Genomic DNA, 19,970 nt, shown 5'->3' with positions numbered 1-19,970 from the left:
TCATCGAGCCAGGTCGTGGCATGGTCGGCAATGCCACGACCTGGCTCGATGATGGTCTCGGGCAGCGCGTTGCCGAAATGCTTGCGCAGCGCCGAGAAGATCGCCTGGCCGTAGGCCTGCGCCACCGGCACGTCCTTCAGGTAACGGGTCGGGAAGCCGCCGCCCATATTGACCATTTTCAGAACGATGCCCTCGTCGGCGAGCGTCGCGAACACCTTCTTGGCATCGCCCAGCGCGCGGTCCCAGGCCGTGAGATCGGTCTGCTGCGAGCCGACATGGAACGACACGCCATAGGCGTCGAGGCCGAGCGCCTTGGCATGGCGCAGCACGTCGACCGCCATTGCCGGCACGCAGCCGAACTTGCGCGACAGCGGCCATTCGGCGCCCTCGCCGTCGGTCAGCACGCGGCAGAAGACGCGCGCGCCGGGTGCGACGCGGGCGATCTTCTCGACCTCCTCGACGCAGTCCACCGCGAACAGGCGGATGCCGAGCTGGTAGGCGCGTGCGATATCACGCTCCTTCTTGATGGTGTTGCCGAAGGAGATGCGGTCGGCCGGCGCGCCGGCGTCCATGGCCATCTCGACCTCGGCAACCGATGCGGTGTCGAAGGACGAGCCCATCGCAGCAAGCAGGCGCAGGATCTCCGGCGCCGGGTTTGCTTTCACCGCATAGTAGATCTTGGAATCGGGCAACGCCTTCTCGAAGGCGCGGAAATTGTCGCGCACGACATCGAGGTCGACGACGAGGCACGGGCCGTTCGGACGTCGGGTGGCGAGGAAGTCAAGGATGCGCTGGGTGGCCATCGGGGTCTCTCCATAACGCCTTTCGGCGCGCAATAAGGCTGCGGGACGCGGGCTGTCGGCCTCGCGAACACGCGGTGGACAAAGGCGGGACGGAAAATCCATGGAACCAGCCGGTGGAGACCCCGGAACCATGAAATGCCGTCTCGCGGCGGTGAACCTTGGCCTTGCCCGGCCTCGGTTCGCTTTGTCTGCCTTGGCTTGGATGGGAGACCCGTCCGCACTGCCGGCAATGAAGGTGTGCCTCTTTAGTAACCCCGGTCTTTGGACAACCGGAAGAGAACCAGAAAGGCCCGCACCGTCGTTGCTTCAAGGTGTCCTCGATCTTGTGGTTGGCCACTGACCGACTGGAGTGGTTGGCTCCAGTTACCTTACCGATTGCCCTCACCATTCGAGGATCGGCGGACACCCACAGGCACGTGCGACTTTGGGCAAGCGCGATATAGGAGCGATGGATTTCACAATCAATAAAAATCGTAAGCTGCGGTTGTAAAATTTCCGGCATCGAACAATCTACGGAATACCGTATCCGGATATCGAACGATGACAGGCACGCACGGACCGTTCAACGCCTTCCTCAACCTTCGCCAAATGCCTGTCGCGCATGCGGAACTGGGCCCGCTGGCAGGGCTGCGGCTGGCCGTCAAGGACATCTACGACGTCGCCGGCTACCGCACCGGCTGCGGCAATCCGGGCAAATTCGCCGACGCCCACGCCGCCTCGCAAACCGCTCCGGCGGTACAGATCATTCTCGACGCCGGCGCGCGATTCGTCGGCAAGACCCAGACCGACGAGCTTGCCTTCTCGCTGATGGGCCAGAACGCGCATTTTCCCTTCCCGGTGAACCCGGCCGCGCCCGAGCGCGTCACCGGCGGCTCGTCGTCGGGATCAGCGGCGGCGGTGGCGGGCAAGCTCGCCGACATCGCCACCGGCTCAGACACCGGCGGCTCGATCCGCGCCCCGGCGAGTTTTTGCGGCCTGATCGGGCTGCGCACTACGCATGGCCGCATATCGCTCGACGGCGCCATGAAGCTCGCGCCGAGCTTCGACACCTTCGGCTGGTTCGCCGACGACATCGAAACCTATGAGGCGGTCGGCAAGCTGCTCCTCGGCCGCGACCCGCACCAGCATGGGCTCAACCGGCCGCTGTCGATCGGCTGGCTGGACGCCTTAGTGTCGGGCACGGCCGAGGCCACCGAATATACCAGAATGAAGGCGCTCGCCGCTTCCGTCATCGGCGAGCCGGCGCAGGTGGAGTACAGTTTCGCCTCCTTCCCCGACGAGCTCTATTGGTGCTTTCGCCGCCTGCAGGCCTTCGAGGCATGGCAGGAGCATGGCGACTGGATCAGCAGCGGCGAGCGCGGTCTCGGGCCGGGCGTCGACGAGCGTTTCGCTTTTGGCCGAGCCGTCGATGCCAGGACGGTCGCAACCGAAGAGGCGCGCCGGCTGGCCTTCCGCGCCGAGCTCGCCGCCCTGCTCGGCAGCCATGGCTTTCTCGTCCTGCCGACGGTTCCGGGCGCGGCGCCGCTCGTCAAGAGCGCGCCGGAACAGCTGCAGACTTACCGCGAAAGGGCACTGCATCTATTGTGCCTCTCCGGCCTCTCCGGTTTCCCGCAGATCACGCTGCCGCTCGGATCGGTCGACGGCGCCCCGTTCGGGCTGTCACTGCTCGGCCCTTCCGGAAGCGACGTCGCCCTGATACGGCTCGGCCGCAAACTCCTCGACGCCGCACGAAAGGCCTGAGCCATGGACACGCTGACCCGCATGCGCGCCTTCATCGACGTCGTCGAGGCCGAAGGCTTTTCGGCCGCCGCGCGCAAGATCGGTCGCTCCAAGGCGTTGCTGTCGAAATATGTGCGCGAGCTGGAGGACGAGCTAGGCGCCTTGCTCCTGAACCGCACCACCAGGCAGTTCTCGATGACCGAGGCCGGCCATACCTACTACAGGCGCGCCTCCGAGATCGTGCGCGAGGTCGACAGCCTGGCCGATGCGGTGCGCGAATCCTCCGGCGATGTGCGCGGCCGCATCAAGCTTTCGGCGGCGCGCACCTTCGCCGACGCGCCGATCGGCCAGTCGCTGATCGACTTCGCCAAGGAGCATCCCGACATCGTGCTCGACATCCATCTCGATGACCGTTTCGTCGACCTGGTCGAGGAGGGCTTCGACCTCGCCGTGCGCATCTCCAGGCTGGAGAACTCCTCGCTGATCGCAAGGCGCCTTGCGCCCTTTTCTGTCAGGCTGTGCGCATCGCCGGACCTGATCGCCAAGCACGGCATGCCGATGCGTCCTCAGGACCTCGCCCGCATCCCCTGCATCATCGACACCAATGGCCGCTGGCTGACCAACTGGCCGTTCAAGGGCGACGCCGGCGACACGATGAGCGTGTCGGTATCCGGCCCGATCGAGGTCAACAGCCCGATGACCGCGAGGGCCGCGGCCGTTGCCGGCCTTGGCTTCACCATGCTGCCCGATTTCATCGCCATCCCCGAGATCGAGAGCGGCCGGCTGGTGACGGCATTGGACGACCGCCTGCTCTCCGGCAGCGGCATCTTCGCCGTCTATCCGCACCGGCGCTATCTGCCGGCAAAAGTGCGCGTCTTCGTCGATTTCCTGGTGCAGTGGTTCAAGACACGCGAAAGCGCCTGACACGCCGACGATGGCCACGGTCCCAATTTCGCCCCCTTTCTGGTAACTCTCGACAGTCGTCCCAATCCCATGGAATCGCCATCCGCAATGCACCTGAAACGGCAAGCAATCATGCTGTCTTCCGCCATGGCAGCGACGTTCGCGGCGGTCCACCCGGCCGAGGTGCACCCCCACGTCTTCGCCGAGGCCCGCCTCGACGTCATCCTCAGCGAGGATCACCAAAGTGTGAAGGCGTTGCGCCATCTCTGGCGTTTTGACGACCTGTTTTCGAGTACGGTGATGATGGAGTTCGACAAGAACTCCGACCTGAAGCTTGACGACAAGGAGCTGAAGGAAGTGGCCGAAACCGTTCATTCCTCGTTGGCGGAGTTCAACTATTTCCAGCTCGTCACCCAGGACGGCAAGGACGTGGCGATGACCCCTCCTCCACATCTGATGGCCAATTTCGACAACGACCAGCTGATCATCCTGTTCGAATCCGAGCCCAAGGTTCCGATCAAGCTCGCCGGCAAGATCGACATCGGCGTCTATGACCCGACCTTCTATACCGCGATCGACTTCACCGACGATGCGAACCTCACCGTCGAGGGCCTGCCCTCGACTTGCACCAAGGGGGTCATCCGCCCCGATCCGGACGAGGCGATCGCCGAGAACCAGAAGACCCTGACGGAAGCGTTCTTCAACGATCCGACAGGCACCGACATGAGCAAGATCTTCGCCACCAAGCTCGAACTGAACTGCTCGCCAGAAGGATAGATCCGGTGATGAAACCGTCGCTGCGTTTGGCGCTCGGCCTAGCGGCCGCCACCCTGGTGATCACCCATCTGCCGGATGTCGCCCACGCCCAGAGCTCGCTCGGCATCGGCACCAATGACGGCACGGCGCCCTCCACCTCCGGGCCCTTCGCCCACATCCTGATGTGGATCAATCTAAGGCAGCAGGAATTCTACCATTCGCTCGCCGTCGCCATGAAAGCGATGCGCGAGGACGGCAGCAAGCTGTGGCTGCTGATCGGCCTCTCCTTCGCCTATGGCATCTTCCATGCCGCCGGCCCCGGCCACGGCAAGGCGGTGATCTCGTCCTATATGGTGGCCAATGAAGTGGCGTTGAAGCGCGGCATCATGCTGTCCTTCGTCTCGGCGCTGCTGCAGGGCCTGACGGCGGTCGTGGTCATGATGCTTGCCTATTTTGTGCTGCGCGGCACCACGGTGTCGATGACCGATGCGGCGTGGTTCCTGGAAATCTCGAGCTATGTGCTGGTCACCCTGTTCGGCGCCTGGCTGCTCTGGCGCAAGGCGGGCCCCGCCATCCGCCGTCTGTTCGGTGCCGGTCCCGCCTACAGCCTGTCAGCCGCCCATGCCAGTCGCTCGCATGCCGGCCATTCCCATGCGGGGCACTCGCACGCTGCACATGCCCATGCGCACGCGCTTCATGCTCACGACCATGATCACGATAATGCAGCCCACCATTCGCATGGCCACGGCGCGCACGATCACCATCATCACGATCATGGCGCGCATGATCAGGCCGGCCACGATCATCACCATCATGACCACGCCGCCGGCGAAGTCTGCGAGACCTGCGGCCATTCGCACGCCCCCGATCCGGCGCTGCTGTTGGGCGACAATTTCGACTGGCGCACGGCATGGTCGGCGGTGGCGGCCGTCGGCATCCGCCCCTGCTCCGGCGCGCTGATCGTGCTGAGCTTCGCCCTGCTCAACGGGCTCTGGCTCGGCGGCCTGCTGTCGGTATTCGCCATGTCGATCGGCACCGCCATCACCGTCTCGGCGCTGGCAACGCTCGCGGTGACGGCCAAGAACTGGGCGGTCTATTTCGCCGGCGACGGCCGCATGGGCAACCGCATCCATTCCATCGTTGAGATCGGCGGCGCAGCCTTCATCTTCCTGGTTGGACTGCTGCTGCTGTCCGCCAGCCTGACCGGCGGCGCCTGACGCCGGATCACCCCACTACTTAGTTATCCAGTTCATCCTCGATATGCGCGCGGATGATCTCGTCGAAATTGGTCTCGGCGGCGAAACCAAGTTCCCTCGAGCGCTTCGCCTCGAACCGTGTCGGCCAGCCTTTGACGATCGCCCAGATCGTCTCGTCCGGCTGCTCGCGGATCAGCTTCACCACCTTCGAACCGGCGACCCGCTCCAGCGCCTCGATCTGCTCGCCGACCGTGACGGCGACGCCGGGCATGGTGAGGTTGCGGCGCGGCCCGACGGCGGCGCCGTCGATCTCCGCCGCGTGGATCAGGAAATTCACCGCCGAGCGCGGGCTGGCGTGGGTATGCAGCACCGAGCGCGGCACGGGCAGGATCGCTTCCTGGCCGCTCAGCGGCTCGCGGATGATGCCGGAGAAGAACCCCGAGGCCGCCTTGTTCGGCTTGCCTGGCCTGACACAGATGGTCGGCAGCCTGATGCCGATGCCGTCGAAGAAGCCGCGCCGCGTATAGTCGGCGAGCAACGCCTCGCTCATCTGCTTCTGCGTGCCGTAGGAGGTCAGCGGCGTCGGATGGAACTCGTCCGGGATGACATCCGGGAACGGCGCGCCGAACACCGCGATCGACGAAGTGAAGACGAGGCGCGGCGAAAACCCCGCCAGCCGCACGGCGTCGAACAGCGCGCGCGTGCCGTCGAGATTGACGCGGTAGCCGAGGTCGAAATTGGCTTCCGCCTCGCCCGACACAATGCCAGCCAGATGGAAGATCACATCGGGGCGCGAAGCGACCAAGCTAGCGGCTGCTCCAGGTGCCGCGAGATCGCCAGTGCGGATGGAGACATCGACCCCTGGCATGGCGGGCCCTTCAGGTGCCACGATATCGTGTAGGTCGAGCGCGCTGATCTTGCGGCCGCGCAGTTGCCCGTCCCTGGCCAGCCGGGCAATCAGCTTGCGGCCGACCATGCCGGCCGCGCCCGTAATCAACACGCGCATCTCAAGGATCCTTCTTACGCTGGCTGCGGCCACGCAGCCAGAACACGACAAAAATCGCCACCATGAAGACGGCCGCGATGACTGCGGCCAAGATGGTAGAGAAGCTGCCGGCCGCCAGCATCACCCGCGGCAGGAAATAGGCGGCGATGCCGAACAGGAGCAGCACCCAGAACGCGCCAAGCGCCGCATTGCGTGTATCGCGATCCATCAGTGATAGTGACCGCGATGCGGCGCCGCATGATGCGCGTGATCATGGCCGTGATCGTCATCATCGTCGGCGCAGTGCCCGAATTCCGGTTCGACGGTAGCATGGCTGATGCCATGCTCGGCGGCGAGCCGCTTCTTGATGGCGCTGACCGCCATATGGGCATCAACCCCATCATTCAGGCAGGCGTGCAGCGTCGCCATGTTGCTGGAACCGTCGAGCGACCAGACATGCATGTGATGCACCTCGCGCACGCCCTTGACCGCGCCCTCCAGGTCCTTGGCAATCACGTCGCGGTCGAGGCTTGCCGGCACGCCTTCGAGCAGCACATGGGCGGCCTCCCGCATCAGCGACCAAGCCGTCGACAGGATCAGCAGCGAGACCAGTACCGACAGGATCGGATCGATCGGCGTCCAGCCTGTCGCAAGAATGATCAACGCCGCGGCGATGGCAGCGGCCGAGCCGAGCAGATCGCCCAGCACATGCAGTATGGCGCCGCGCATGTTGAGGTTCTCGCGATCGCCGCCATGCAGCACGAAGAAGGAGAGGATATTCACCATTAGGCCGGCGATCGCGACCACCAGCATCGGCCCGCCGAGCACCGGCGCCGGCGCCACCAGGCGCCCCCAGGCCTCGTAGACGATCCACAGCGCAATGGCGAAGATGGCGATGCCGTTGGTGTAGGCGACCAGCGTCTTGACCCGGCCGAACCCGTAGGTCAGGCGAACCGTGGCCGGGCGGCCGGCGAGATGGAAGGCATACCACGCGAGCCCGAGCGCGATCGCATCGGCAAGCATGTGGCCGGCATCGGCAAGCAGCGCCAGCGACCCGGTCAGCAGGCCGCCGAGCGCCTCCGCGACCATGAAGCCGGCGGTCAGGCAGGCGGCGATCAGCACCCGCTTCTTGTCGGTCGAGCCATGCACATGGCCCGCGCCATGGCTGTGGCCGTGCGAGTCCTGTGCATGTGAACCGTGGTCATGGCTATACGCCATCTGCCTGCTCCTGCTACGCGCCGAACTCGGCGCGGAAGTCTTCAAGCCGCCGCTTCTGCCGGCCCTCATTGTCGAAATTGGCCGGATCGAGCCAAGCCTCATAGGCTCTGCGCAGCGCCGGCCATTCCTTGTCGATGATCGAGTACCACGCGGTATCGCGGTTTTCGCCCTTGACGACAAGGTGCTGGCGGAAAATGCCCTCGAACTTGAAGCCGAAACGCTCGGCGGCGCGCTTCGACGGTTCGTTGCGATTGTTGCATTTCCATTCATAGCGGCGATAGCCGAGATCGTCGAAGATGTATTTCATGAACAGGAACTGGGCTTCGGTCGCCGCCGGCTTGCGCGAGATCAGCGGCCCCCAATAGATGTTGCCGATCTCGATCACGCCATAGGCGGGGTCGATGCGCATCAGCGTCTGCCGCCCGGCGACCTTGCCGCTCGCCTTGTCGATGACGGCGAAGAACAGCGGATCCTCACTGGCCTCGACCTTGTCCAGCCAGGGCTGGAAGGCGGCTCGGGTTTCCGGCGGATAGTCCGGCAGCCAGGCGAAGCGGCCGCCGACATCGGACACCGAAGAGGCCTCGTAGAGGCTGTCGCCGTGCTTTGCGGCGCTCAGCGGTTCGAGCCTGGCATAGCGCCCCTCCAGCACCTTGCGCTCGGGGCGCGGGCGCGGCTGCCAGTCTTTGAGATTTTCCGACACCGAAAACTCCAATCCGTTTGACTTTTGCCGAAGGACGCTCACAAAAACGCTCGCCTACAGTAAGAACCACAGGGACGGGAAAAATGCTCCACACGATTGCGGCCTTCGACCGTCTCGGCGAGGAAAATGCCTTCGCGGTGCTGGCGCGTGCCACCGCACTTGCCCATCAGGGCCGCGACATTGTCAATCTCGGCATCGGCCAGCCGGACTTCAAGACGCCGCAGCACATCGTCGAGGCGGCGATCAAGGCGCTGCGCGACGGCCATCATGGCTATACGCCGGCCAACGGCCTGCTGGCGACGCGCGAAGCCGTGGTGCGCCGCACGCTGACCACCACCGGTGTCGAGGTCTCGCCGGAGAGCGTGATGATCCTGCCCGGCGGCAAGCCGACCATGTTCGCGGCGATCCTGATGTTCGGCGAGCCGGGCGCCGAGATCCTGTATCCGGATCCCGGCTTTCCGATCTATCGCTCGATGATCGAGTTCACCGGCGCCGCCCCGGTGCCGGTGCCGATCCGCGAGGAAAACGGCTTCGCTTTCTCTGCCGACGAGACGCTGGCGCTGATCACCCCGCGGACCAGGCTGCTGATCCTCAACTCGCCCGCCAACCCGACCGGCGGCGTCACCCCGCGCGCCGAGATCGAGAAGCTGGTCAAGGGGCTGGAGGCGCATCCGCATGTCGCCATCCTCTCCGACGAGATCTACGACGTCATGACCTATGACGGCGAGACGCATTTTTCGCTGCTCAACTTCCCGCAGATCCGCGACCGGCTGATCGTCCTCAACGGCTGGTCGAAGACCTGGGCAATGACCGGCTGGCGCATGGGCTGGTCGATCTGGCCGAACGGCGACAAGGGCACCCATCTCTACGACAAGGTGCGCAAGCTGGCGGTCAACTGCTGGTCCTGCGTCAACGCGCCGAGCCAGTATGCCGGCATCGCCGCGATCGACGGCCCGCAGGACGACGTCGAGAAGATGATGCGCGCCTTCGACAACCGCCGGAAGATCGTGGTCGAGGGGCTGAACGCGCTGCCGGGCATCTCCTGCATCACGCCGAAGGGCGCCTTCTATGCCTTCCCCAATGTCTCGAAGACCGGCTGGAAGGCCAAGAAGCTCGCCTCGGCGCTGCTCGAGGACGCCGGCGTGGCGCTGATCGGCGGTCCCGATTTCGGCATTCTCGGCGAAGGCTATATCAGGCTCTCCTACGCCAATTCCGAGGAGAACATCTTGCGCGCGATGGAGCGGATCGAGGCGTTCTTGAAGAAGTGACCTCGCTTCCCTCGCGGGAAGGCCGGGCGCTACCCGCGCCCGACGAACGGCATCTTCGTCGCCATCACCGTCATGAACAGCACATTGGCGTCGAGCGGCAGGCTGGCCATGTGGACGACCGCGTCGGCGACGCGCTCGACATCCATCACCGCCTCGGCGGCGATCGACCCGTTGGCCTGCGGCACGCCGACCGTCATCGGCTGCGCCATCTCGGTCAGCGCATTGCCGATGTCTATCTGGCCGCAGGCGATGTCGTAGGGCCGGCCATCCAGCGCCAGCGTCTTGGTCAGCCCGGTGATGGCGTGCTTGGTCGCCGTGTAGGGCACCGAGCCCGGACGCGGCGCATAGGCCGACACCGAGCCGTTATTGATGATGCGGCCACCCATCGGCTTTTGCCGGCGCATGGCGCCGAAGGCGGCGCGGGCGCACAGGAACGAGCCGGTGAGGTTGACGCCGACAATATCGTTCCAGACCTCGACCGGGATCTCGTCGATCGGCGTCGACTTGTAGCCCATGCCGGCATTGTTGAAGAGCAGGTCGACGCGCCCGAAGGCTTCCACCACCGTTTCGAACAGATCGTCGACCTGGTCGGCCTTGCTGATATCGCAGGCAACCGCCAACGCCTTGGCATCGGTCTTGCCGGCCTCGGCAATCGCCTCCTCCAGCACCGCCTTGCGGCGGCCGCAGAACACGGTGTTCCAGCCGTTCTTGAGCAGCGCCGTGGCAACGCTTTTGCCGATGCCCGTGCCGGCGCCGGTCACGATGGCGGTTTTCTCTGTCATGGCAGTCATCGGCGTCCTCCGGTCATCGCTGCAGCTTGGCATCGCAAATGACGCAGGCGATGGCAAGCCAACTTGTCAGCCATCAGGCCCGACAAAAAGGGCGGTCATTGGCGACCGCCCTGATCTGAACCGGGCTTGGGAGGAGGAAAGGCCGGTCCGACTGCTTAGAATGATGCGCTTCCTCGGTTAACGAGACGTTACCGTGCGCGGCGCCGGCTGTCGCACTCACCAGCGCGGATTGGGCGAGGTTCCGGGCTTTTCGGAAACCGGCACCTTGGCCGCCGACACCGTCGCCTCGACATGGTCGACCAACGCGTCCGGCAGGCCGAGGCGACCGGCGAGCAGGTCGAGATAGCCGCGCTCTGCGCGCGTGTCGGGATCGATGGTAAGGCGCGAGGCCGTATAGAGTTCGAGCTTCTGCGCGTCGGTCTGGGCGCCGGCGACCAGCGTATCCAGGTCGAGCGGGCTCTCCAGTTCCGCCATCAGGAATTGTTCCGCCTCGGTGCCGATGCCGGCGAGTTGCAGCTTGCCGGCAATCTTCTGACGCTCCTCGTCATCGACATGGCCATCGGCCTTCGCCGCCGAGATCATCGCCCGCACCAGTGTCAGGGTGAACTCGTCCTCGCCTTGCGGCGCCTGCGAGGGGTGGAAGGCGGTGTCCTTGGGCGGCGGCAAGAGTTCCGGCTCGCCGGCGGCCGGCGTCTCGGCCGGCGCGTTGCCGGCCTTGTAATTCTGGTACGCCTTGTAGGCGAGACCGCCGATCGCGGCCAGCCCACCGAGCTTGATGGCGGTGCCCGTCACCTGCCGGCCGGTGCCTGTTCCAAGCAGAACCGCGGCCAGCGCGCCGGCGGCGAGCGGATTGTCCTTGGCCATCTGCACGGCCTGACCTGCCTTGTCGCGGACGGTGCCGCCGGTGCCGGGAACCTGCGAGCCGAGCAGATCGTCGAGAAGCTTCTTGGGGTCGAACATCAATGCCTCCAGAATTGGCCCGCGCCGAACATGGACGAGCAGGTTTGGACGTCGCAGACGTAGGTCCCGCATGTCGACATTACAATGACGGGCCAGCGCTTTGATGCGGCTAAGGGGGCGCTAGCTCCCGATATGCGGACCCTTGCCTCGCGCGGCGGCCAGTTCGACCTGCCGCTGGCGTTCGGCGTAGCGGGCGCGATCCTCGTCGGAGCGGACCTCGTGGCAATGCGGGCAGGAGATGCCGGGGGCATAGCGCGGCGACAGCCGGTCCTCGACCGTCAGCGGATGCCGGCAGGCGCGGCAGAGCTCCGCCTCGCCCTCGGCAAGGCCATGCGACACCGACACGCGTTCGTCGAAGACGAAGCATTCGCCTTGCCACAGGCTCGCTTCGGCCGGCACCTGCTCCAGATATTTGAGGATGCCGCCCTTCAGGTGGAACACAGCCTCGAAGCCGAGCGATTTCACATAGGCCGTCGCCTTCTCGCAGCGTATGCCGCCGGTGCAGAACATCGCCACCTTGCGCCCTTCGAGTTGGTCGCGATGCCGCTCGACCCAGGCCGGGAATTCGCGAAAGCTCGCGGTCGCCGGATCGACCGCGCCCTTGAAGGTGCCGATTGACACCTCATAGGCATTGCGCGTGTCGATGACGATGGTGTTCTCGTCCGAGATCAGCGTGTTCCAGTCGGCCGGCGCGACATAGGTGCCGGCGCTGCTTGCCGGATCGAGGTCCTCGACGCCCATGGTGACGATCTCGCGCTTCAGCCGCACCTTCATGCGGTGGAACGGCATCTCGGCGGCGGCGCTGTATCTGACCTCGAGGCCGGCCAGGCCTTCGATGAAGTTCAGATGGTCGATCAGCGCGGCGATGTCGGCCTCGCTGCCGGCAACGGTGCCGTTGATGCCCTCATGTGCAAGCAGCAGCGTGCCCTTGATGCCGCGCCCGCAGCAGAAGGCTGCGAGCGGCGCGCGCAGCGCCTCGAAGCCGTCGAGCCGGGCAAATTTGTACAGCGCGGCGACGCGCACAGAATTGGTTCGGGTGGAAATTGTCATCGCCATGCCACTAAACCGTGGTGAAAGCCGATTCAAGGCGGAGCGGATCAGCCGCCTTCCGGGAAAGCGGCTGACACTCGTCGCCGGTGCGTGACATCGCGACACGCCTCGTTTCGTGGACTCGGGATACCCCTTCTGCTAATCGGTTGAAATCGATCGATACCGGAGAGAGCAAGCGAATGCCCAGCAAGACCGAGAAGCTCCTGTCGCTCCTCAATGGCCAGCCGGTCATCCCGGTGCTCAAGATCGCCAATGTCGCCGACGCGGTACCGCTTGCCCGCGCGCTCGCCCGCGGCGGCCTGCCGGCGATCGAGATCACGCTCAGGACCGCCGATGCGCTGGAAGCGATCCGGCGCGTCGCCGGCGAGGTCGAGGACGCCATCGTCGGCGCCGGCACCATCCTCGACGCCGGGCAGTTCGATGAAGCAGCCCGCGCCGGCTCGAGATTCATCGTCAGCCCCGGCATCACCAGCCAGCTCCTGGCCGCGGCCAGTGACAGCGATGTGCCGCTGCTGCCCGGCGCCATCACGCCCGGCGAGATCATGGCCGCCCGCGAGGCCGGCTTGCGCTTCCTGAAATTCTTCCCTGCCGAGCAGTCCGGCGGCATTGCCTCGCTGAAGGCCTTCGCCTCACCGCTCGCTGACGTGAAGTTCTGCCCGACCGGCGGCATCAGTGCCAGGAACGCCGCCGACTATCTTGCTCTGCCCAACGTCATCTGCGTCGGCGGATCCTGGGTGGCGCCCGACGACATGGTCAAGGCCGGCAAGTGGGACGAGATCGAAGCCCTGGCGCGCGCGGCGAGCCAGCTCACGAAGTAGCGTCCTGGACACGAAAAGCCCGGCCGGCTCGAGCCGACCGGACCAGTTGCTGGAATGCAATCAGCTGCAGAGCTTCTCGACGACCTTCTTGTGGTGAACCCAATGCTTGACGTGATCCGCAGGCCCGAGCCCATTGCTGACAGGTCGGCAAGCGCTGGTTCCCGCTCATGGATTCGAACCACGATTCACGCCTTCAAAGGGCGCTGTCCTACCATTAGACGAAGCGGGAGAGCAGGCGCTTGTCGTTAGCATCCCGGCACGGTCGAAGCCAGAGCCGAGCGGACGGTTCCGCGGGCGTTGCCCGCCAAAAAGCAAAAAGCCGCGCGGGTCGCCCGGCGCGGCTTTTGCGATTGTCTGGCCTGTCGCCTACTTGGTCTGGAAACGGGCGACCGAGAGGAACTTCACGGCGTTGCCGGTGAACCGGTTGGCATCCGCCAACTGGTTGTCGGCCTGGAAGCCTGCCGTATAGACCTCGCTCGGCGGCGTATGCACGATGTTGTAGGCATAGCGCGGCGCCGTCGTCGCGCTGGAGACCGTGGCGACGTATTCGCCGCTGTTCAGTGCCCAGCGCGCGGCCTGCGGCGCGGCGGCAACCACCATTGCCTTCGGCCCGGGCTTGAGGTCGCGGGCGCTGGCCCTGGCTTCCTTGCGCGTCGTCTTCACGCCGGCACCGATTGCCAGCGCCGGATCGGAACCGGCCGGGCGGCTGGCGATGGCGTCGCGCGGGGAGGCCGCATCGACGCCGGACGGATCGTTGAATGCCGAGCGCGGCTCGAGCGAGGCGACCTGATAGTCGCCACTGGCGACACTGGCCTCGGTCGTGGCGTTGGCCTCGTCGAGAACGGCCTTGACTTCATCCGGCTTGACTTCATCCGGCTTGACTTCGTCCGCCTTGGCCTCATCCGGACGCGCGCTGGGCAGGACCGAGAACGCATCGGTCGCGGTCTTGTTGTGCTGGGCGGTGTCGGCCAGCGCCAGCAGCACGCTCTTGTCCTGCGCCGCGAGATCGGCCGGAAGCGAACGGTCGGGTCGCCAGGTCGGCAGCGGAACGTTGTTGTTGACCGCCGCCTGCGCTGGATCGGCATCGGCGCCGGCCGGATTGGCCATGCCGAGGGGCACGTTGACCGGCGCATGCGCCGTCGCCACCGACTGCTCGGTGGTCGCCGAGGCGTCGGCCACGCCGAATGGCACGTTCTCAGGCGTCTGCTGGCCGACATCGGTCTTCGGTCGCGGCGCGAAGTCCGGCAGCGGGACCTCCTTTGGCGGCAGCGCCGCGATGATCGTCTCCGGCGTGTCCTGCTCAGGTTCCGAATCGGCCGAATTGTCGTCGGCGATCTGTGGAATGTTGGCGCGCTGCGCGTCCTGGGGTGACACGATCGCGATGCCAGGCGGGTTGCTGCGCTTGGCGGCCGCCGCCGGCTTCACGCTCTTCGGCTTGGGCGCAGGCGCGGCAGTCGCGACATCGGCGCTGTCGTCGGCCTCGTCATCGCCGCCGCCAAACCAGGCAGCAAGCAGCCCGCCGGACCGCTTGGTCGAACCGCCGGCGCTGGCCAGTTCAATGTTGGGGGTACCGGCGCCCTTGCGGGCTTTGTAGGCGGCCAAAGCCTGTTCATAGCCCGGCAGCGGCCTGCCGTCGCTCGGAACGTGCAGGGTCTTGCCGTTCGGGAACACCCCGACCAGTTCCTGGCGGCTGATGCCAGGCCAGTGGCGCACATTGCCGACATCCATATGCACGAACGGTGAGCCCGACGAGGGATAGTAGCCGACGCCGCCGCCCTGCATCTTGAGACCGATGTTGCGCAGCTTCTTCAGCGGCACGCCGGGGATATAGAAGTCCATCGCCTTGCCGAGCATATGCTGGCTCTTCTCGGCGACACCCCGGCTGCGGCTGCGCAGCATCGAGTTTGTCGCCGGCGAGCGGTAGCCGCAGACGACCTGGATGTAGTCGGTGGCGCCGCTCTGCCGGTAGGCCTCCCAGACGAGGTCGAGCAGCCGCGGATCCATCTTGGTCGGTTCGTTGCGGCGCCAGTCGCGCAGGATGATGTTGATCTTGCGCAGGCCCTCGGGATCGTAGCGCCCATTGCGCTTGTAGACGATCTCGGCCTTTTCGTGCGTGTGGAGATGATAGAGCTTCAGCGAACGAACTTCGGCGCTGGCGCCGGTCGCGGCAAGGAAACCAAGCGCAAAAACCACCGCTGCCAGCCATCTCGGCCAGACGCTCATGTGATAATGCCGCCCGTCTGTATGTCGTTCGACTTGGTTCAAATCAAATGGCCTTGCAGGCTGCCGTTTGTCCCCGGATTTGCCCAAACGGATGTGTTGTTCTCACATCCGAATATCGATCCTAATGGTTAATCATCGCTTATTGAAGCCGAAATGCGGTAACACCGTGGCGATATCCCGTCAAAAATATTGCACTGCGTTTCTTGGTAAATTGCTGGTTTAGATCATTTTTCCGCCTTTGGCCGAAACACGATCTGTTACCGCGGGCCTTAATTGCGTGATCGCAGCCATAATCGAGTCGTTGCGGCGCCGCCGGCGCCGCGATCAATGCCGAGCGGGCCCGCACCAGGGGACGGAACTGGTCCGGAGCTTGCGAAAAGGGCTCGGCGGGTCAGGAAGCAAGGCGCTCGATGCGGCCGCTTTCCGGGTCGATGCCGTATTCCTTGAGCTTCCTGTAGAGGGTCGAACGGCCGATGCCGAGACGGCGCGCGACCTCGCTCATCTGGCCATTGTAATGGTCGATGGCGAGCTTGATCATTTCCAGTTCGACTTCGGCCAGCGCGCGTACATTGCCGCGCTCGTCCAGTGCCCGCAACGTCCCGAAGCGCGGCTGCAGCCTTGCCGGCGGATCGGGCTCGGCCACGACCACCCCCGGCTCGCCGGCCACGTCGTCGTCACCGCTCAGCTCAGGCGCTGGCGCGCCAATTTCGACATCGAGCTTGACGGTGCCTTCCAGCTGCGCGCGGATCTGCGGAAACTCCTCTTCCGTCAGCAGCTCGCTTTCGGCCAGCACGGAAGCCCTGAAGACGGCGTTCTCCAACTGCCTGATGTTGCCCGGCCAGTCATAGGCCTGCAGCATGGCGAGCGCCCTGGCCGAGATGCCTTGCGGACGGTGACGGGGATCGGCAGGCGCCACCTTCTCCATGAAATGCCTGACCAGATAGGGAATGTCGTCGCGGCGGTCGCGCAGCGGCGGCACGAAGATCGGATAGACGTTAAGACGGTAGAACAGATCCTCGCGGAAACGGCCGTCCTTGACCTGCTGCAGGAGATTGCGGTGCGTCGCCGAGATCAGCCTGATGTCGACCTTGACCGTCGAACGGCCGCCGACCGGATCGACCTCGCCCTCTTGCACCGCGCGCAACAGCTTGACCTGGACGTCGAGCGGCAGGTCGCCGATCTCGTCGAGGAACAGCGTGCCCGAATGCGCCTCGACGAATTTGCCGGTGTGCTTGTCGGTGGCGCCGGTGAACGAGCCCTTCTCGTGGCCGAACAGGATCGATTCGACGAGGTTGTCGGGGATGGCGCCGCAATTGACGGTGACGAACGGTTTCGAGCGGCGGTCGCCGCTGCCCTGGATGGCGCGCGCCACCAGCTCCTTGCCGACGCCCGATTCGCCCTCGATCAGGATCGGGATGTTGGACGCCGCCGCCTTCTGGCCGAGCCGGATCACCCGGTCCATCGCCGGGCTGTGCGTGATCAGGTCCTTGAAGGTCAGGTGGCCGCCGCGCCGCCTGGACGTGCGCTTCATCTCGTCTTCGACCGCCTCGACCTTCAGCGCGTTGGAGATCGCCGTCTGCAGCCTGTCGGGCGAGGCCGGCTTGACGACGAAATCGAAGGCGCCGTGGCGCATCGCCGATACGACGGTCTCGATGCCGCCCTGCGCGGTCTGCACGATGACCGGAACGTGGATACCGCGCTCGCGCATCGCCTTCAAGACGCCGATGCCGTCGAGCCCAGGCATGACGAGGTCGAGGATCATCACCGACACGTCGCGCGCATTGGGTCCGTCGAGAACGCCAAGTCCCGCCTCGCCGCCATCGGCCACGATCGCCCCGTGGCCGAATTTCGTCACCGCCGCCTCGAGCAGCCTGCGCTGCACGGGATCGTCATCGACTATGAGTATGGAACCTGTCATGACTGTGTAATTGCCCGGCCCGAGAAATCCCCGTGGATCATCTTGGCACAGGGTTCTAAATAAGGTTTCAAAAAACCCGGTGAACGAATTCCTTAGGATTTGACCGGCCTCTGCTTTCTCCCTTGTTCTGGAAGGTATTTTTGATGCGCATGATTCCTGATCGGCGGCTTTCGGCGACTGCGTCCGGTCACGGCGCCGCGGAGCTTGGCGACCTGCCGGAATGGAACCTCGCGGATCTCTATTCCGGCATGGAAGCGCCCGAGCTGAAGCGCGACATTGCCAGGGCCGCGCAGGATGCTGTTGGCTTCGAGACCCGCTGGAAGGGCACGCTTGCCGCCGAGGCCGAGCGCGGCGTCGCCGGCCGTCTGGGCGAAGCCTTGCAGGCCTATGAGGCGCTGGAGGAGCTGATCGGCCGCATCGTCTCCTATGCCGGGCTGATCTACGCCGGCAACACCGCCGATCCGCAGCGCGCCAAGCTCTATGGCGACATCCAGGAAAAGATGACGGACGCCAGCGCGCATCTCCTGTTTTTCGCGCTGGAGCTCAACCTGATCGACGACGCCGTGATCGAAAGCGCGCTCGCCGCCGACCCAACCTTTGGCCACTACCGGCCCTGGGTGCTCGACCTCAGGAAGGACAAGCCCTACCAGCTCGAGGATAGGGTCGAGCAGCTTTTCCACGAAAAGTCGATCACCGGGCGCGGCGCCTGGAACCGGCTGTTCGACGAGACGATGACCGATCTGCGCTTCGACCTCGGCGGCGAGGAGCTGGCGTTGGAGCCGGCGCTGAACCGCCTGCAGGACGCCGATGGCGAAGTGCGCCGCCAGGCGTCAGAGGCGCTGGCCGCGACCTTCCGCAAGAATCTGCGCACCTTCACGCTGATCACCAACACGCTGGCCAAGGACAAGGAGATTTCCGACCGCTGGCGTGGCTTCGAGGACATCGCCGATTCACGGCACCTCGCCAACCGCGTCGAGCGCGGCGTGGTCGACGCGCTGGCGGCCGCCGTGCGCGAGGCCTATCCGCGCCTGTCGCACCGCTACTATGCGATGAAGGCGCGCTGGCTCGGCATGGCGGTGATGAACCACTGGGACCGCAACGCGCCCTTGCCGGAGACCCCGCAGGCGATCATCCGCTGGAACGACGCCAGGGACACGGTGCTGTCGGCCTATCAGCGCTTTTCGCCCGACATGGCCGAAATCGCCCGCACCTTCTTCGACCGCAACTGGATCGACGCGCCGGTCAGGCCCGGCAAGTCGCCCGGCGCCTTCGCCCATCCGACGGTGCCGTCGGCGCATCCCTATGTGCTGCTCAATTATATGGGCAAGCCGCGCGATGTGATGACGCTGGCGCATGAGCTCGGCCATGGCGTCCACCAGGTGCTGGCCGGAGGCCAGGGCGCGCTGATGGCCTCGACGCCGCTGACGCTCGCCGAGACGGCCTCCGTCTTCGGCGAGATGCTGACCTTCCGCTCGCTGCTCGACCAGACCACCGACCGGCGCGAGCGCAAGGCCATGCTCGCCCAGAAGGTCGAGGACATGATCAACACGGTGGTGCGCCAGATCGCCTTCTACGAGTTCGAGCGCAAGGTGCATGCCGAGCGCAAGAACGGCGAGTTGACCTCCGACAGGCTCGGCCAGTTCTGGCTCGAGGTGCAGGCCGAAAGCCTGGGGCCGGCGATCCGGCTGCGCGACGGCTATGAAGTGTTCTGGACCTATATCCCACACTTCATCCATTCGCCCTTCTACGTTTATGCCTATGCCTTCGGCGATTGCCTGGTGAACTCGCTCTACGCGGTCTATCAGAATGCCGAGCGCGGCTTTCAGGAGAAGTATTTCGAGATGCTGCGCGCCGGCGGCACCAAGCATCATTCCGAGCTGCTGGCTCCGTTCGGTCTTGATGCCACCAACCCCGCCTTCTGGCAGATCGGGCTTGGCGTGATCGGCGGCCTGATCGACGAGCTGGAAGCGCTGGATAAGTGACGCGCGACTTCGACCTCGGTCCGCGCCAGAATAGTTTAGCCGGAACACATGTTGGGATGGGCTCTACTCTTGGCATAAATATCTGTTCTTGAAGAACTCTCCGGGAATTTTTTCCGTTAGCTTTCCGCAAGTCATATGGTAGCGTCCCGCCTCAAGCTCAGCCGGACGCAAAGCCCAGGCCAGGGGACGAGCTTCGGCCGGTGGCGACATTTGGCGAATGCGATGCGGCCGTTGGCCATGGGCGAAGAGCCGAGCGCCGACAGCTCTGTTGAAGCCAGCTGTTCCGCAAGCGCGGAACCATTGAATGGTCCTTTCGCCGAGGTCGTCATTCCAGGCCGCGGCGGATGGATCGGACTGGAGAGAGGGAATGAGCACTTTTTTCTACGTTCTCCTGGCGTTCATTGTGGGTGTGTCGGTTGGCTGGTTCATCTGGGGTCGGCTGCGCGGCGAGCTCGACAGCCTGCGCGGTGATCTGGACCGCACGCGCGGCGAGCGCGACAGGCTCCGCGCTGATACCGACAGGCTGACCGCCGAGCTCGAAGCATGCGGCCACACACGTGCCGACCTCGAACGCCGGCTGCGCGAGGCGCCGGCCGCATCCGGCGCGGCAAAGGCCTCCGCTCCCGCGCCGGCGGCGCTCGTCTCGACACCCGCACCGGCCAAATCGGCTTCTGCCAAGC

17 protein-coding genes, 1 tRNA gene and 1 pseudogene are annotated in these 19,970 nt (G+C 65.1%); 8 read left to right on the top strand and 11 right to left on the bottom strand.

Translation table 11 applies throughout. The annotated features are described in order from the left end of the window. On the bottom strand, positions 1–803 hold an 803-nt coding region (locus EN745_RS11320), incomplete at its 3' end, for a type III PLP-dependent enzyme (RefSeq protein ID WP_145992008.1). Positions 804–1,343: 540 nt separating this feature from the next. Between EN745_RS11320 and EN745_RS11315 the strand changes: the two genes are divergently transcribed. The 4 genes from EN745_RS11315 to EN745_RS11300 all read left to right on the top strand — a co-directional run bounded on the left by EN745_RS11315 (position 1,344) and on the right by EN745_RS11300 (position 5,398). Continuing rightward, positions 1,344–2,543 carry an amidase gene (locus EN745_RS11315; protein ID WP_127421260.1) on the top strand — a complete coding sequence of 400 codons (1,200 nt, stop codon included), beginning with the start codon at positions 1,344–1,346 and terminating at the stop codon, positions 2,541–2,543. Between the two features lie 3 nt (positions 2,544–2,546). Then, positions 2,547–3,446 carry a LysR family transcriptional regulator gene (locus EN745_RS11310; protein ID WP_126058446.1) on the top strand — a complete coding sequence of 300 codons (900 nt, stop codon included), beginning with the start codon at positions 2,547–2,549 and terminating at the stop codon, positions 3,444–3,446. Positions 3,447–3,533: 87 nt separating this feature from the next. Further along, a complete protein-coding gene (locus EN745_RS11305) occupies positions 3,534–4,202 on the top strand; it encodes a DUF1007 family protein (protein ID WP_126058445.1) in 669 nt (222 codons plus the stop codon). 8 nt (positions 4,203–4,210) lie between these two features. Beyond that, positions 4,211–5,398, top strand: coding sequence for a nickel/cobalt transporter (locus tag EN745_RS11300; RefSeq protein WP_189347922.1), 1,188 nt, complete (start codon positions 4,211–4,213; stop codon positions 5,396–5,398). 19 nt (positions 5,399–5,417) lie between these two features. Here the strand turns inward: EN745_RS11300 and denD are convergent, their stop codons facing one another. The 4 genes from denD to EN745_RS11280 are packed head-to-tail and all read right to left on the bottom strand — an operon-like array spanning position 5,418 to position 8,280. Further along, the gene (gene denD / locus EN745_RS11295) at positions 5,418–6,383 is read right to left on the bottom strand and encodes a D-erythronate dehydrogenase (RefSeq protein ID WP_127421259.1); all 966 of its coding nucleotides are present in this window, start codon (positions 6,381–6,383) and stop codon (positions 5,418–5,420) included. A 1-nt stretch (position 6,384) separates the two neighbouring features. Continuing rightward, entirely contained in the window at positions 6,385–6,591 is a 207-nt protein-coding gene (locus tag EN745_RS11290) for a hypothetical protein (RefSeq protein ID WP_127421258.1), read from the bottom strand. After that, positions 6,591–7,580: a cation diffusion facilitator family transporter gene (locus EN745_RS11285; protein ID WP_126058442.1), complete on the bottom strand. Its 990-nt coding sequence runs from the start codon at positions 7,578–7,580 to the stop codon at positions 6,591–6,593. The genes EN745_RS11290 and EN745_RS11285 overlap by 1 nt, the downstream gene beginning before the upstream one ends. Before the next feature lie 13 nt (positions 7,581–7,593). Continuing rightward, positions 7,594–8,280 (bottom strand): GNAT family protein, encoded by a 687-nt coding sequence (locus EN745_RS11280; RefSeq protein WP_126058441.1) that lies wholly within the window; start codon positions 8,278–8,280, stop codon positions 7,594–7,596. Positions 8,281–8,363: 83 nt separating this feature from the next. Here EN745_RS11280 and EN745_RS11275 point away from each other — a divergent pair, with 83 nt between their 5' ends. Continuing rightward, a complete protein-coding gene (locus tag EN745_RS11275) occupies positions 8,364–9,548 on the top strand; it encodes a pyridoxal phosphate-dependent aminotransferase (protein ID WP_127406051.1) in 1,185 nt (394 codons plus the stop codon). A 29-nt stretch (positions 9,549–9,577) separates the two neighbouring features. On the opposite strand, the gene EN745_RS11270 is transcribed toward EN745_RS11275, so the two are convergent. From EN745_RS11270 to EN745_RS11260, 3 genes are all read right to left on the bottom strand, one after another. After that, positions 9,578–10,330 carry an SDR family oxidoreductase gene (locus EN745_RS11270; RefSeq protein WP_126059367.1) on the bottom strand — a complete coding sequence of 251 codons (753 nt, stop codon included), beginning with the start codon at positions 10,328–10,330 and terminating at the stop codon, positions 9,578–9,580. 225 nt (positions 10,331–10,555) lie between these two features. After that, a complete protein-coding gene (locus tag EN745_RS11265) occupies positions 10,556–11,299 on the bottom strand; it encodes a tellurite resistance TerB family protein (RefSeq protein ID WP_127421257.1) in 744 nt (247 codons plus the stop codon). Positions 11,300–11,419: 120 nt separating this feature from the next. Further along, positions 11,420–12,349: a rhodanese-related sulfurtransferase gene (locus EN745_RS11260; RefSeq protein WP_126058438.1), complete on the bottom strand. Its 930-nt coding sequence runs from the start codon at positions 12,347–12,349 to the stop codon at positions 11,420–11,422. A 179-nt stretch (positions 12,350–12,528) separates the two neighbouring features. On the opposite strand from EN745_RS11260, the gene EN745_RS11255 reads away from it, so the two are divergent. Next, positions 12,529–13,167: a 2-dehydro-3-deoxy-phosphogluconate aldolase gene (locus tag EN745_RS11255; protein ID WP_126058437.1), complete on the top strand. Its 639-nt coding sequence runs from the start codon at positions 12,529–12,531 to the stop codon at positions 13,165–13,167. A 155-nt stretch (positions 13,168–13,322) separates the two neighbouring features. On the opposite strand, the gene EN745_RS11250 is transcribed toward EN745_RS11255, so the two are convergent. From EN745_RS11250 to EN745_RS11240, 3 genes are all read right to left on the bottom strand, one after another. Then, positions 13,323–13,396, bottom strand: a tRNA-Gln gene (locus EN745_RS11250). A gap of 137 nt (positions 13,397–13,533) precedes the next feature. Further along, positions 13,534–15,390, bottom strand: coding sequence for a DUF882 domain-containing protein (locus EN745_RS11245; protein ID WP_127421256.1), 1,857 nt, complete (start codon positions 15,388–15,390; stop codon positions 13,534–13,536). 391 nt (positions 15,391–15,781) lie between these two features. Further along, the gene (locus tag EN745_RS11240) at positions 15,782–17,308 is read right to left on the bottom strand and encodes a sigma-54 dependent transcriptional regulator (RefSeq protein ID WP_126058435.1); all 1,527 of its coding nucleotides are present in this window, start codon (positions 17,306–17,308) and stop codon (positions 15,782–15,784) included. A gap of 143 nt (positions 17,309–17,451) precedes the next feature. Here EN745_RS11240 and EN745_RS11235 point away from each other — a divergent pair, with 143 nt between their 5' ends. Beyond that, positions 17,452–19,290 (top strand): M3 family oligoendopeptidase, encoded by a 1,839-nt coding sequence (locus tag EN745_RS11235; protein ID WP_189347391.1) that lies wholly within the window; start codon positions 17,452–17,454, stop codon positions 19,288–19,290. Positions 19,291–19,657: 367 nt separating this feature from the next. Continuing rightward, positions 19,658–19,970 (top strand): annotated as a pseudogene (locus tag EN745_RS11230) (proton-conducting membrane transporter); the annotation flags it as partial.

Origin of the sequence: Mesorhizobium sp. M4A.F.Ca.ET.022.05.2.1, from assembly GCF_003998845.1 — a bacterium.
Lineage (GTDB): Bacteria > Pseudomonadota > Alphaproteobacteria > Rhizobiales > Rhizobiaceae > Mesorhizobium.
The sequence above is the reverse complement of the archived record's forward strand: the minus strand, read 5'-3'. Positions and strand labels throughout refer to the sequence as shown.